14 protein-coding genes are annotated in these 12,047 nt (G+C 61.6%); 3 read left to right on the plus strand and 11 right to left on the minus strand.

Translation table 11 applies throughout. From position 1 onward, the window contains the following. The 9 genes from J3P84_RS12495 to J3P84_RS12535 all read right to left on the minus strand — a co-directional run bounded on the left by J3P84_RS12495 (position 1) and on the right by J3P84_RS12535 (position 8,352). Complete coding sequence (locus J3P84_RS12495; protein WP_434573842.1) at positions 1-1,284, minus strand: hypothetical protein; 1,284 nt, start codon at positions 1,282-1,284, stop codon at positions 1-3. A gap of 47 nt (positions 1,285-1,331) precedes the next feature. Continuing rightward, positions 1,332-2,078 (minus strand): hypothetical protein, encoded by a 747-nt coding sequence (locus J3P84_RS12500; protein WP_434630581.1) that lies wholly within the window; start codon positions 2,076-2,078, stop codon positions 1,332-1,334. 56 nt (positions 2,079-2,134) lie between these two features. Beyond that, complete coding sequence (locus J3P84_RS12505; protein ID WP_434600967.1) at positions 2,135-2,815, minus strand: C39 family peptidase; 681 nt, start codon at positions 2,813-2,815, stop codon at positions 2,135-2,137. Positions 2,816-2,951: 136 nt separating this feature from the next. Further along, positions 2,952-3,923, minus strand: coding sequence for a heme utilization protein (locus J3P84_RS12510; RefSeq protein ID WP_434630584.1), 972 nt, complete (start codon positions 3,921-3,923; stop codon positions 2,952-2,954). A gap of 60 nt (positions 3,924-3,983) precedes the next feature. Further along, complete coding sequence (locus tag J3P84_RS12515) at positions 3,984-4,562, minus strand: adhesin (RefSeq protein WP_434630586.1); 579 nt, start codon at positions 4,560-4,562, stop codon at positions 3,984-3,986. A gap of 1 nt (position 4,563) precedes the next feature. After that, complete coding sequence (locus J3P84_RS12520) at positions 4,564-5,013, minus strand: hypothetical protein (RefSeq protein WP_434630588.1); 450 nt, start codon at positions 5,011-5,013, stop codon at positions 4,564-4,566. A gap of 308 nt (positions 5,014-5,321) precedes the next feature. After that, positions 5,322-5,846 (minus strand): AAA family ATPase, encoded by a 525-nt coding sequence (locus tag J3P84_RS12525; RefSeq protein ID WP_434630591.1) that lies wholly within the window; start codon positions 5,844-5,846, stop codon positions 5,322-5,324. After that, the gene (gene pnuC / locus J3P84_RS12530) at positions 5,843-6,406 is read right to left on the minus strand and encodes a nicotinamide riboside transporter PnuC (RefSeq protein WP_434630594.1); all 564 of its coding nucleotides are present in this window, start codon (positions 6,404-6,406) and stop codon (positions 5,843-5,845) included. The genes J3P84_RS12525 and pnuC overlap by 4 nt, the downstream gene beginning before the upstream one ends. Before the next feature lie 311 nt (positions 6,407-6,717). Further along, entirely contained in the window at positions 6,718-8,352 is a 1,635-nt protein-coding gene (locus tag J3P84_RS12535; protein ID WP_434630597.1) for a methyl-accepting chemotaxis protein, read from the minus strand. Between the two features lie 269 nt (positions 8,353-8,621). Here J3P84_RS12535 and J3P84_RS12540 point away from each other — a divergent pair, with 269 nt between their 5' ends. Both J3P84_RS12540 and J3P84_RS12545 read left to right on the plus strand, forming a co-directional pair. Continuing rightward, positions 8,622-9,452: an undecaprenyl-diphosphate phosphatase gene (locus J3P84_RS12540; protein WP_305500687.1), complete on the plus strand. Its 831-nt coding sequence runs from the start codon at positions 8,622-8,624 to the stop codon at positions 9,450-9,452. Then, entirely contained in the window at positions 9,449-9,871 is a 423-nt protein-coding gene (locus tag J3P84_RS12545) for a DUF1294 domain-containing protein (RefSeq protein ID WP_434630601.1), read from the plus strand. Before J3P84_RS12540 ends, J3P84_RS12545 begins: the two co-directional genes overlap by 4 nt. Positions 9,872-10,011: 140 nt before the next feature. On the opposite strand, the gene J3P84_RS12550 is transcribed toward J3P84_RS12545, so the two are convergent. Continuing rightward, the gene (locus J3P84_RS12550; RefSeq protein ID WP_434573856.1) at positions 10,012-10,362 is read right to left on the minus strand and encodes an MmcQ/YjbR family DNA-binding protein; all 351 of its coding nucleotides are present in this window, start codon (positions 10,360-10,362) and stop codon (positions 10,012-10,014) included. After that, positions 10,359-11,267, minus strand: coding sequence for a LysR substrate-binding domain-containing protein (locus J3P84_RS12555; RefSeq protein ID WP_434630604.1), 909 nt, complete (start codon positions 11,265-11,267; stop codon positions 10,359-10,361). The genes J3P84_RS12550 and J3P84_RS12555 overlap by 4 nt, the downstream gene beginning before the upstream one ends. Before the next feature lie 128 nt (positions 11,268-11,395). Here J3P84_RS12555 and J3P84_RS12560 point away from each other — a divergent pair, with 128 nt between their 5' ends. Then, positions 11,396-12,004 (plus strand): FMN-dependent NADH-azoreductase, encoded by a 609-nt coding sequence (locus J3P84_RS12560; RefSeq protein ID WP_305500692.1) that lies wholly within the window; start codon positions 11,396-11,398, stop codon positions 12,002-12,004. Positions 12,005-12,047 lie beyond the last annotated feature (43 nt).

A 12,047-nucleotide genomic window follows, 5' to 3' on the forward strand; every position in this document is an offset into this window, starting at 1 on the left:
TTAGAAGTAATACGGCAATTTCAGGCTGAAGGTGAAGTCCGGCGCATCGTCGGTCAGCCCGATGGACAGGTTGGGCACGATGGTCAGGTTGTCGCTGGCGGCCACCGTCATGCCGATGTTGAAGTAACCGGCGTTGGCGTCGCTGGAGACCACCGATTCCCAGTCCCCGCCGTCCTGCTTGAGCTTGCTTTTTTTCTGGATCAGGTCCGAGACCGAGAACGACATGCTCATCTTCTCGTTCAGGGCAAAGGCGATGCCCGCGCCGATCTGGAAGCTGTCGCCGATGCGCACCTTGCCTGGCACTTCCTGGTTGACGGTGGAACTGATGTCGTCGAACGACTCTTCGAAGTTGTGGGTGTAGGACAGGCTGCCGAACAGTACTGCCGGGTCGAAGGTCTTGACCAGGGATATCCCGGGCGTGATCGACCACACGCCGTTACCGGTGGGCAGGTCTTCCGGCACGAACAGGTTGGTATTGGCCTGGGACTGGCGCAGCTTGATGCCGAACGGATCCTTGCCGGTGGGTGCCTTGACGCGCAGAGTCACCACCGCGTCCGGGCTGTTGACCGATTCATCCATGAACTTGTACGCAATGCCGAAATTGACGTCGCCGATGGTGGGGTCGCGGGTCACCGTTTCTTCGCTGGTGACGCCGGCCGCGCCCTGGTTGGCGCCACCGGACTGGTAGGTGGACTCGCGGTAGATCACCGGCACGTTGAGGTCGAACTGCCAGCGATTGTCGAAGTTGTAGCGACCGGTAAGGTCCAGGGTCCAGGTGTCCGCCTTGATCCGGTCCAGGTTGATGTTGCCAAGGAAAATCGAATCCAGGGCCAGGAAGCCGTTGAGGATCAGTTGCCGGGTGTCGTACCGCGAGTAGGTCACGCCGGTTTCGAAGCTGAATTTGCCGCCGCCGAAAAAGCCGCTGGCTTCGTCATACAGGTTGGAGACGCTCTGGGCCGGTTGCGAGTCGTCGGCCAGGGACTGCCCGTAGCCGCTGCCACCCGCCGTTGCCGCGCCGCTGCCGGCCACGCCTTGGTTGCCTTTCATGTCGGCGGGAGATTTGGCCAGGCGCTTGGGCGGCGGGGCGGCGGGTTGATCCTCGACCTGGCGGACTCGCTGTTCGAGTACCGCCAGGGCTTTTTGCTGGACCTCGTAGCGTTGCTTGAGCTCGAGAAGTTCTTGCTTCAGGGCCTCGATGTCCGCGTCGGGTGCCGCTTGCAGCACGGTCGCCGGAAACATCGTGCTTAAACACATCACAGCGCGCAACGATACGGATCGATACATGAAATATGCCGTCCCTAGTTAGCCCAATGATCGGAGATCAGCGTAGTTCAATATCCGAGGTTTCGAAGGCCGCGCAGCTGCGTCAGGTTGCAGTCCAATGCCCCGGCGCTGGGGCCGTTGCTGTTCAGCACCACGTTGAGCTGGGTCATGTTGTTGACCAGGTTGCCGTTGCCCAGCAGGCGGGTGTTTTGCAGCAAGCCGCCCTGGGCCACCTGTTGCAGGGTGCTGCCCTGGTTGTGGTTGGCCTGGATTGCCATCTGCACGCCGCTGCCGGTGGCGGTGACCGCCACGCTGCCGGCGGCGTTGCTGCCGCTGATGGTCTGGCCCTTGTCGAGCAATTGGCCTTGGGCGGGCGCCAGGGCAGGTGCCTGGCTGCTTTCTTTTACGTTGATGCTGACATTGTTGTACGCGCTGTTGCTGTCGCCGGCGGCGCGCACGCTCTGGGTTACGCCCTGGCCCGAGCCGAGACCGGCGCCGCCGGTGATTGTGCCGCCACCCTGTTCCGGGGCGCTGCCGTTGCCGGTCTGCTTGATCGTGGAGACGTAGAACTGCGGTTTGACCGTTGCAGCCTGGATCTGCATGGAACTGGAAGCGCCGATCAGGTCGCCACTGGCGTTGCGCCAGGTGCTGCTCATGACGATGCCAAAACTGATGACTCGTCCGGGCATGACGTAGCGACCGCGCAGCTCGGCGAGCTCCTGGTCCTGGACTTCGATCGGTTTGAAACCGGCGTGGGCAAGACCCGACGTCGTTGCGGCCAGGCAGGCCAGCGTGAGCCAGTATGAGCGTTTCATCTGTTGCTCCCGGAGCGTCCTGCTCCTTTTGTTTTTTATTGGCAGTTGTTCGGCGATTAGAAAAAGTCGCTCTGGATGAAGCCGAAATCCATCAGTTCCGCGTCCTTGACCGGATTAAAACCGTCCAGCTTGTTGCGCGCTGTCAGAGGTTGCGGAGGGCTGCGCAAGGCGTTGGTCTTGTCATAGCCGGGGCCGACGATGGCGAAGACAATGCCGTTCCAGCCTTTAACGAATTCGTCATGGGCGTAGCGTTTGTGGCCAAGCACCGGGTCGGCGATATACACCCATCGCTTGTCCGCTCGCTGCAATACCACGAAGTGCTTGTAGCCGCGAATTTCCATCAGGACCACGACCGGGATCGTCACCGCGGCGAGTTTTTCCGGTGGTATCCGATAGCCGCGGGCGCGCATGCCGATGGTTTCCACGTAGCGCTTCATGTCCAGCATGGAGAAACCCTGGGTGCGGACCAGATCCTGGTCGGCATTGACCAGCATGCCCTTGATGACATGCTCTTCGTCGACGTCCAGCCAATAGGCCTGGCGCAACACAGTGGCCAGCGCCGCGGCGCCACAACTGAAATCGGTCTTCTGCTCGACGATGTCGCTGAACTTGCGCTCGCGTACGCTTTGCACGGGTTTGTAGACCAACATGCCGCCAGGCAGGGCGGCGACCGGCATCTGCGCGGCTTCGGTCAAGCCGGCAAGCAAAACCAACAGGCAAAGGGCAGTCGCACGCATGGTCGATACGCCTAGTGATACCCGGGGAAAAGCCCCTGTGGGAGCGAGCCTGCTCGCGATAGCAATGTGTCAGGAACACCAAGGTCACTGATCCAATGCCTTCGCGAGCAGGGCTCGCTCCCACAGTGGTACTTTTTTACATGCAAGCCTTGCAGCCGGCAGCAATCGACAGCGAGTTGCTTTGCTGGTTGCCCACGCCCGCCGACACGTTGGCGCCGCCGTTACCGGAGAAGCCGTTCATGGAGTTGGTCATGGTGGCGTTGTTGTAGACCGGATTTTTCCAGCCGTCGCGAGTCAGCACCTGTTGGGTATTGCTGCCGGCAAGTTCGAAGGTGCCCACGGCGGAGAACTTGAACTTGTCGTCATCGTGACCACCACCGTAGCCGCCCTTGTTGCCCCAGCCGCCGTCATCCTCGACGGTACCGGTGCCTTTGGCCTTGAAGGTGCCGGAAGCCTCGGAGGTGCTGGTGAGGGTGTCGGTCTTGTAGGTCCGCACGCCTTTGTTGTCGACGACAAGGCCGGTGGACGACTGGTCGGCCGCGGCGGAAGCCTGGGCGACGCGGCCGCCCGATACGGCGATGGCCAGGTTGTTTTTCTGCTGGTTGAAGTTGCCGGCGGTCACGTTGATGCCGATGTTGCCGGAGCCGTTGTTGCCCGCGCTGGTGAGCGAGGCGTTGTTCTGCGTCGAGTTGTTCTTCACATAGTTGTTGTTATTGACTTGTGTGGCGCTGGACGCTGCGACAGCCGCGCCGAAGATGAAGCTCTCGTCGGCGGTGGCCAGGGCGGCGGCATTGTCTTGCTGGTTGCCGTCGCCGGCGGCGATGTTGGCGCCCATGTTGCCGTTGCTGCCGTTGAGCGAATCAGTGGCTTCAGCGGTGTTGCGGGTGGCCTGGTTGGTCACCACGTTGCCATCGCTGTTCTGCTCGTCCAGCACCGTGGCCCCTGCGCCGGCGCTGATGGAAAGCAACTGATCCAGCGTTGGCCCTTGAGGGCCGTGGTTGCCATGACCGTTGCCGTGGCCGTTACCGTTTCCGCCGGCCTGCGCAGCCATTGCCATGACAGCGGCGAGAGCGAAAACCAATGGTTTGAGCGCCATTGTAGGTTTCATGGTGTTTCTCCTTGCGTGTCGTTGGTTAAGTGTCGGTACGTTCTTATCCACTGCGCCGGGTCAGTCTGCGACCCGGATGCTCAGGGTGTTGGCCATGCGGTTCCCCACCCCGGCACTCTGGTTCACCTGGATCACCCCTCGGCTGCCGGTGAAGGCCTGGTCGCTGGTGGCGACCTGGCGACTGCCGGTTGGGGTGTCAGTTGCTCCCGAGTTCGGTACCAGCGCCACGTTCTGTTGGGAAAGGGCACTCTCGTCCATGCTCTGCGGGTGGGCGCTGATGCCCACTCGCATGACATTGGCCATCTGGTTGTTGGCCCCGGCGGACTGGTTGACGCCCAGCACGCCTTTGCCATTGGTGAAAGAATTGCCGCCGATACGCGCGCTCGCGTTCATCGCCGGGTTGGCCGGCGTATCGAGGCGCTGGTGCACGACGGTGCTTGCGTGGGCATCGGTGCCGATGGCGATGGCGCGGGTGTTGGTCTGCTGGGTCTGGTCGCCGGCCGCCTGGTTGACGTTGAAATTACCGGTGTAACGACCGCCGGAATTTTCCAGGTCGGCCTGGTTGACCACCGCAACGCCCGGGGCGGCGAGCACGGTTGAGCTGCCGAGCAGGGCAACCATGAGCCAGGTTGGATTCATCTCACTGGCCTCCCGCCAACCGACCCAGAGGGGCCAGGCCGGAACTCAGCGAGCGGTTGATGGTGCCCGAGATGGCGCCACCGCTGCCGCCACCGTGGCCGGCACTCATGCCCGGCATGCCGTTGGGGTTGGTCACGACATTGACGCCCTGCACGCCGGTGTTCGCAGTGATGGTGTTGCGGATTGTCGAGCCGCTGGCGACACCGGCAAATTCGCCGTCGCTGAGCTCGGTACTGGCGGTCGCCTGGTTGATCCGGACGGACGGATTGGCATTGACGGTGGTCGGGTAGGGGTCTTTGCCGCCATTGCGACCGAAATGAACCGGTTGCACGTCACGGTCGAGTACGATGACACCGTTACCCTCGGCCTGGGCCGGCAGGCTGAGCGTCGTCGCACCGACGGCGCAGCCGATCAACAACAGACAGGTCAGATTTCTGTTGGAAGTCCCCATGACATCGATTCCTTCTTCGCTGGACGCTGGCCCTAGTCAGCGCTGCGAAGGGAAGAGCAGGTGTTGTGCCGTGTTTGGAAAAGACTTCGGATTCAATGGCTTGTGAGAAGGGCGCAGATCCGTTGGCGGAACCTGTTTCATCGCTGAGACAGGCTCGCGGCCCGCAACGGCCCGCCGCTGCCGCAGGGCTCCGGATCCAGGCGTTGGGGGGCGGTGTATCAGTGACTTTACAGTCAGGGTCGTAACGGATCGGAGTGGCTTTGAATCCGGGCTCGGCGCATCAATGATGTTTCAACGATGAAACAACCTCAGGCCTGAAGGAGCCGCGCAACGGCCGCGAACACTTGCTCGCGCCGTTGCTCCCAGTCGCCTTCAATCAACAGGAACGGTTGTTGGTGGCAAACCAGCCAGTCCCTGATGGTTTCGAAAAACCTCACCCGTTCTGCCAGCTCCGGCTGGCAGCGCAAACCGTCGCCGACCCATTCGACCTGCTCGGGGCTGAGCAGCAGATGCAAATCGTAATGGCGCGCCAGCAAGGCGGGTTCGAGCCAATCCGGGCAATCATCGAACAGGGTCTGGCTCCAGAGGATATTGCTCAACAGATGGGTATCGAGGATCAGCAGCGCCGGCTGCCGGGCGCGAGCCGCGTCTTCCCAGGCGAGTTGCCCGGTGGCTATATCGGTGATGTCGGCCAGGCAGGTATCACGCTGGGTTTGCTCCATGAAGTGGCGCACGTATTCGTCCACCCGCAAACCACCGAAATGCGCCTGCAGTTGCCCGGCCAGCCAGCTTTTGCCGCTGGATTCCGGGCCGGTCAGTACCACTACTTTCATGTGCGCAGGGCCGGGTCGGCGCGCCATTCCCGCCAGCCTTGCACCGCCAGCAGAGTGAACAGCGCATAAAGCGCGGCGGTCAGGTACAGACCCTTGTAGACGAACAGGCCGACGAAAATCACATCGAGGACGATCCACAGCGGCCAGCACTGCACACGCTTTTGCGCCATCCACCACTGGGCCACCAGGCTGAAACCGGTCAGCGCCGCATCGAGCCAGGGCTGGGCGGCGTCGGTCCAATGCGCCATGGCCGCCCCGAGCATCAGGCTGCCCGTCGCACCGAGGGCGAGGCTGAGCAACACTGACGGCGTACCCAGATACGTCACCTGCCGACCATGGTGATTGTGTCCGGCGCGGGTCCACTGCCACCAGCCATACAGTTGCAGGACGGCGTAGACCATCTGCAAGAGCATGTCGGAGTACAACTTCACGTCGAAGAAGAACCAGCTGTACAGCAGCACCATGACCAGGCCGATCGGCCAGCACCAGGGATTCTGCTTGACGGTCAACCAGACAGCGATCACGCCGAGGGCTGCGGCAAACAGTTCAAGCCCGGACATGGCGGTTCCTTGGGGAAGACGAAGAGGGCGGGGATTGTAAACGTTATGGCGGGCGGAGCTCCAATCCAGGTGCTGGCTGTGCTATCGCCTTCGCGAGCAGGCTCGCTCCCACAGGGGATTTGCGCTGGGCACTAAATCCAGGGCCAACACAAAAACCAATGTGGGAGCGAGCCTGCTCGCGAAGGCGGCGGGTCAGCTTGCATCAATGCTGAATGTGCTATTGCATTCGCGAGCAGGCTCGCTCCCACAGGGAGTTTTGTGGTGGGCACCAAATCTGGGGCCAACACAAAACCACTGTGGGACTACCGGCCTCAGACTCGAAACTGCTTGAGCAGGCCGTTCAGTTGTTCGCTCAGGCCTTTGAGGCGGGCGCTTGCCACGCTGGACTGTTCCGCAGCCATGGCGGTGCTGTGAGAAAGGCCGGCGGCCTGGGTGACGTTCTGGTTGATGTCTTCCACCACATGCGCCTGTTGCAGGGTGGCGCTGGCGATGGAGGCGTTCAGGCTGTTGAGGTTGCGCAGGGCCTGGCCGATGGCGTTGAGGCTGGCGCCGGCCAGCCCGGCTTGTTCGATGGTCAGCTGCGAGGCACGGCTGCTGTCGCTGATGACTTTCACAGCGGCTTCGGAATGATTTTGCAGGCGTTCGATCATCGCCTGGATTTCAGCGGTGGACTTCTGGGTGCGCTGGGCCAGCAAGCGCACTTCATCAGCCACCACGGCAAAACCGCGGCCTTGCTCGCCGGCGCGGGCGGCTTCAATGGCGGCGTTGAGCGCCAGCAGGTTGGTCTGCTCGGCAATCGAGCGGATCACTTCCAGCACGCTGCCGATCTGGGTGCTTTCGCTGGCCAGGGTGCGGATCACTTCCACGGCCTGGTCGATGGTCTGGGAGAGCCGGTCGATCTGCTGCAGGCTGCCGTCGATGTTTACCTGGCCCTGCTGGGCCTGGGATTCGGCGTCGCGCATTTCGCTGGCGGCGTGTTCGGCATTCTTCGCCACATCCTGCACGCCATAAGTCACTTCGTTGATGGCGGTCGCTACCAGCTCCATCTGTTGCGATTGCTGCTGGCTGCGCTGCTGGGCCTGGGCGGCGTCGTTGCCCAGGTCGCTGGACGATTGCCCCAACTCACTGGCTGAGACCTGCAACTGACCCACCACCTGGCGCAGCTTGGCGGTGAAGGCATTGAAGTGCCTGGCCAATTGCGTGACTTCGTCCTGGCCATGGGTATCGAGGGTGCGGGTCAGGTCACTCTCGCCGCTGGCGATGTTGGCCATGGCATTGACTGTCTCCTGCAAGGGCCGGACGATGCTGCGTACGATCAGGGTCAACAGCAGGCCCATGAACAAGGTGATCGCCAAGCCGATCAAGGAAGCCTTGATCAACTGGGACTGGAATTCCGCCTGTACATCATCCACGTACACGCCCGAACCGATGATCCAGCCCCAAGGCTCGAACAATTTCACATAGGACGTTTTCCCCACCGGTGCCTCGGCGCCCGGCTTGGGCCAAAGGTAATCGACCATGCCGGCGCCCTTGGCCTTGGCGATGGCGACCATTTCGTTGAACAGGGCAAAACCGTTCGGATCGCGGATGGCCGAAAGGTTCTGCCCTTCAAGTTTCGGGTTGGTCGGGTGCATGACCATGACCGGCGCCAGGTCATTGATCCAGAAGTAGTCATTGTGGTCATAACGCAGGCCGCGCACCGCGCTGAGCGCCTGCTTCTGCGCCGCCTCGCGCGTCAGGGTACCGGCGGTCTCCAGGCCATGGTAATAGCTCAGTACGCCGCTGGCGGTCTGCACTACATGTTGGGTTTTCTGCACCTTGGCCTGATACAGATCGATGTGGATCTGCTTTAGCATGAACGCGCCCAGCGTGAACAACATCACGATGGCCACGACCAGGATGAGCCACAGGCGTCGGCTGATCGATACACTGCGCAAGCTATTCATACGCTGTCACTCCGGTTTTTATTCTTGTCATTAACGACGGCGGCACTTTAACGCTCGACGTCTACGCGCGATTGACCTGGGTCATAACGCGGCAGCGTTATCAGGGCTTGTCTGATAGGATTTCGGCCCCGCAGCGCAAAACCTGAGTCGCTTCTGATTTTTCATTGGTTTTTTTTGCAAGGTCGCGGTTATCGTGCAGCCGCTGCGTGCACCTGCGTAACATTTGAATAGCGACAAGGCCTGAAACGACAGGCTTTTCTGGGGGATGAATGGATTTGTGGACGGCCTTTTCGGCATTGATTCTCGGCGTGGTAGAAGGGCTGACGGAGTTCCTGCCGATTTCCAGTACGGGGCACCAGATCGTCGTCGCCGACTTGCTCGAATTCGGTGGGGAGCGCTCGATGGCGTTCAACATCATCATCCAGCTCGGTGCGATCCTGGCGGTGGTCTGGGAGTTTCGGCGCAAGATCTTCGACGTGGTGCTGGGCCTGCCGACCCAGCCCGGCGCTCGCCGCTTCACCGCCAATCTGCTGATCGCGTTTTTTCCCGCGGTGATACTGGGCGTACTGCTTGCCGACTGGATCCACCATTACTTGTTCAACCCGATCACGGTCGCCACGGCGCTGGTATTGGGTGGTCTGGTGATGCTCTGGGCCGAGAGGCGCCAGCACACGGTGCACGCCGAAACCGTGGATGACATGACCTGGAAGGATGCGCTGAAAGTCGGCCTGGCCCAGTGCATCGCGATGATTCCCGGCACCTCTCGCTCCGGCGCGACCATCATTGGCGGCCTGCTGTTCGGCCTGTCGCGCAAGACCGCCACCGAATTCTCGTTCTTCCTGGCCATGCCAACCATGGTCGGCGCGGCGGTCTACTCGGGTTATAAATACCGCGAGCTGTTTGTCCCGGCGGATTTCCCGGTGTTTGCCATCGGTTTCATCACCGCGTTCATCTTCGCCATGATCGCGGTCAAGGGCCTGCTGCGCTTCATCGCCAGCCACAGTTATGCGGTGTTCGCCTGGTACCGGATTGCGTTCGGCCTGTTGATCCTGGCGACCTGGCAATTCGGTTGGGTCGACTGGACGGCTGCCCAGCCTTGAACGAATCGGCCAGGCGAGTCGCACGTAACACCGGTGGGGCGGTGCAGAACCTGCGCCTCAAGTTGACGGTATTTGCGATTCTTTGCGCGTTGCCGCTTTTTGGCTCGCTGCTGCTAGGATTGCGGGGCGAGTCGTGGGTGCCCATGACGGCTTACGGAGTCGTCAGTGCCGTGGCGTTCCTGCTTTACTGGAGCGACAAGCGCAAGGCACGCGCCGATGCCTGGCGCACGCCGGAGAACGTTCTGCACGCGGTCGAACTCGCCGGTGGCTGGCCGGGTGCATTGCTGGCCCAGCAGGTGTTTCGCCACAAGACCCGCAAAGTGTCGTTTCAAGTGGTGTTCTGGTTCATCGTGGTGTTGCACCAGGGATTCTGGATCGACCAGTTGTTCCTGGGCGGCCATCTGTTGGCGTTGTTCTGATGCCTGGCTGGAGACTGCCTTCGCGAGCAGGCTCGCTCCCACAATAAATCTGTGCGCGCTGATGCTCAAATGTGGGAGCGAGCCTGCTCGCGAAGGCGGCAGCAAAGCCACCTTTCATATAACTGGACAACCACATCGCGCTAAAGCAACAACCCAACCTGCGTGCGCTTGGGCAACTTGCTGACCACCAACTGATGGGAACGTCGCAACAAACTGCGCAGCTCCTCATCGCCCAGCGGGTAGGGGACTTGCATGATGATCCATTGGGCCCTGGCCAGGTACGGCGCCGGATGAATGCCGGGGCGGTCGCAATGGCCGAGAAACAGGTCCTTGTCGACCTTGAACGCCAACGAATCCCCCCGCAGGTTCTGCAAGGCGAACATCTTGTTGCCGGCGATCGAGAATACTCGCACGCCGCCCCATTTATAGTCTTCCCGGGCGCCCGGCAAGCCCAGGCAGAATTGCGCGACGTCCTCTTCGCTCAAGCTCATATCGTCCTGTCTCCACACTGTGCAAAAGCTTCCACCAGATGATCGATCCACGCGCGCACCGCCGGCAGCATGCCGCGCCGGTGAGGATAGACCGCCTGGAGCCAGCCATCCGGTGATGACCATCCAGGCAACAGCTCCACCAGTCGACCGTCGCGCAGTTCTTCTTCGCAATACATGCTCGGCAGCAGGGTAAAGCCCAGACCCGTCAGGGTGCAGGCGCGCCGCACGATAAAGTCGTCGATGCCCAGGCGCGCCTCCAGGGTCAGCTCGACGCTTTGCCCTGCGGTACTGAGCAAGCGCACATGCACCAGACGGTCCGCCTCCAGCGCTCCCAGCACCGGCAATTGCCTGAGGTCGTCCGGAGTCTCGATCTGCCGCCCTTCAATGAGCACCGGGCTGGCAACCAGGGTCAGGCGGGCCTGGCGCAAGCGCCGGGTCATCAGCAGCGGGTCTTCGTCGCCCAGGTCACGGACGCGCAACGCCACGTCGATGCCCTCGCTGATCAGATCCACGCGCCGGTTGAGCAGGATCATTTCCAACTGCACCTGGGGGTATTTCGCCAGGAAGCTTTCGATGATCAGCGGCAGGAACTGGTGCGCCAGGCCCACCGGGCTCGACACCCGCAAACGCCCACGGGGCTCGCTGGACATGCTCGCCACCGCTTCGTCGGCCATCTCCGCTTCCAGCAACATGGCCTGGCAATGACGCAGGTAACGTTCACCCACGGCGGTCAGCTTCAACTGGCGGGTGGTGCGTTGCAGCAGACGGGCGTCAAGGCGCTCTTCGAGCTCGGCGATTCGCCGTGACAAGCGTGACTTGGGGATGCCCAGCAAGCGCCCGGCGGCCGCGAAGCCACCGGCTTCAACCACCTTGGCAAAGTAATACAAGTCATTAAGGTCTTGCATGGAGAATCGATTGTCCTGTCAGTGGAACGAACCATCACATTCTTGCAGACTTATCTCGGATTGGCTTCATCGATAGGATTGTTCTCAATTGATCGCCTGGTTGCGATCCTCACTTGGAGAGCATTCACATGAAACTGTTGCACATCGATTCGAGCATCCTCGGCGACAACTCCGCTTCGCGCCAACTGAGCCGTGAACTGGTGCAAGCCTGGAAAGCCGCCGAGCCCGCTATCAACGTCACCTATCGTGACCTGGCCGCTGACGCCATCAGCCACTTTTCCGCGCAGACCCTAGTCGCTGCCGGCACCAGCGCCGAATTGCGCGATGCCGCTCAACAGCACGAAGCTGACCTCAGCGCGTCGACCCTGGCCGAGTTCCTCGCCGCCGACGCGGTGGTGATCGCAGCACCGATGTACAACTTCAGCATCCCGACCCAACTCAAGGCCTGGATCGACCGTATCGCCGTGGCCGGCCAGACCTTCCGCTACACCGAAGCCGGCCCGGAAGGCCTGTGTGGCGACAAGAAGCTGGTCATCGTTTCCACTTCGGGCGGCCTGCACGCCGGTCAACCGAGCAGCGTGGGGCATGAACAATACCTGAGGTTGATGTTCGGTTTCCTCGGCATCACCGACATCGAATTTGTTCGCGCAGAAGGCCTGGCCTACGGTGACGACATGCGCACCAAGGCCATCAGCGAGGCCAAGCTGCAGATCAGCCAGCAGTTCGCCGCTGCGTAAGGTTTGCGTAGAGGCATCAAGCTCTGCGGGCAACCTTCGGAAA

The organism is Pseudomonas sp. Z1-29 (assembly GCF_051131995.1).
Taxonomy (GTDB): Bacteria; Pseudomonadota; Gammaproteobacteria; order Pseudomonadales; family Pseudomonadaceae; genus Aquipseudomonas.

Bases quoted from the DNA above. Each gene is read 5' to 3' on its own strand.
- J3P84_RS12500 (WP_434630581.1), bottom strand. From the start codon at position 2,078: ATGAAACGCTCATACTGGCTCACGCTGGCCTGCCTGGCCGCAACGACG.
- J3P84_RS12525 (WP_434630591.1), bottom strand. From the start codon at position 5,846: ATGAAAGTAGTGGTACTGACCGGCCCGGAATCCAGCGGCAAAAGCTGG.
- J3P84_RS12520 (WP_434630588.1), bottom strand. From the start codon at position 5,013: ATGGGGACTTCCAACAGAAATCTGACCTGTCTGTTGTTGATCGGCTGC.
- J3P84_RS12550 (WP_434573856.1), bottom strand. From the start codon at position 10,362: ATGAGCTTGAGCGAAGAGGACGTCGCGCAATTCTGCCTGGGCTTGCCG.
- J3P84_RS12510 (WP_434630584.1), bottom strand. From the start codon at position 3,923: ATGAAACCTACAATGGCGCTCAAACCATTGGTTTTCGCTCTCGCCGCT.
- J3P84_RS12505 (WP_434600967.1), bottom strand. From the start codon at position 2,815: ATGCGTGCGACTGCCCTTTGCCTGTTGGTTTTGCTTGCCGGCTTGACC.
- J3P84_RS12560 (WP_305500692.1), top strand. From the start codon at position 11,396: ATGAAACTGTTGCACATCGATTCGAGCATCCTCGGCGACAACTCCGCT.
- pnuC (WP_434630594.1), bottom strand. From the start codon at position 6,406: ATGTCCGGGCTTGAACTGTTTGCCGCAGCCCTCGGCGTGATCGCTGTC.
- J3P84_RS12555 (WP_434630604.1), bottom strand. From the start codon at position 11,267: ATGCAAGACCTTAATGACTTGTATTACTTTGCCAAGGTGGTTGAAGCC.
- J3P84_RS12540 (WP_305500687.1), top strand. From the start codon at position 8,622: ATGGATTTGTGGACGGCCTTTTCGGCATTGATTCTCGGCGTGGTAGAA.
- J3P84_RS12515 (WP_434630586.1), bottom strand. From the start codon at position 4,562: ATGAATCCAACCTGGCTCATGGTTGCCCTGCTCGGCAGCTCAACCGTG.
- J3P84_RS12495 (WP_434573842.1), bottom strand. From the start codon at position 1,284: ATGTATCGATCCGTATCGTTGCGCGCTGTGATGTGTTTAAGCACGATG.
- J3P84_RS12535 (WP_434630597.1), bottom strand. From the start codon at position 8,352: ATGAATAGCTTGCGCAGTGTATCGATCAGCCGACGCCTGTGGCTCATC.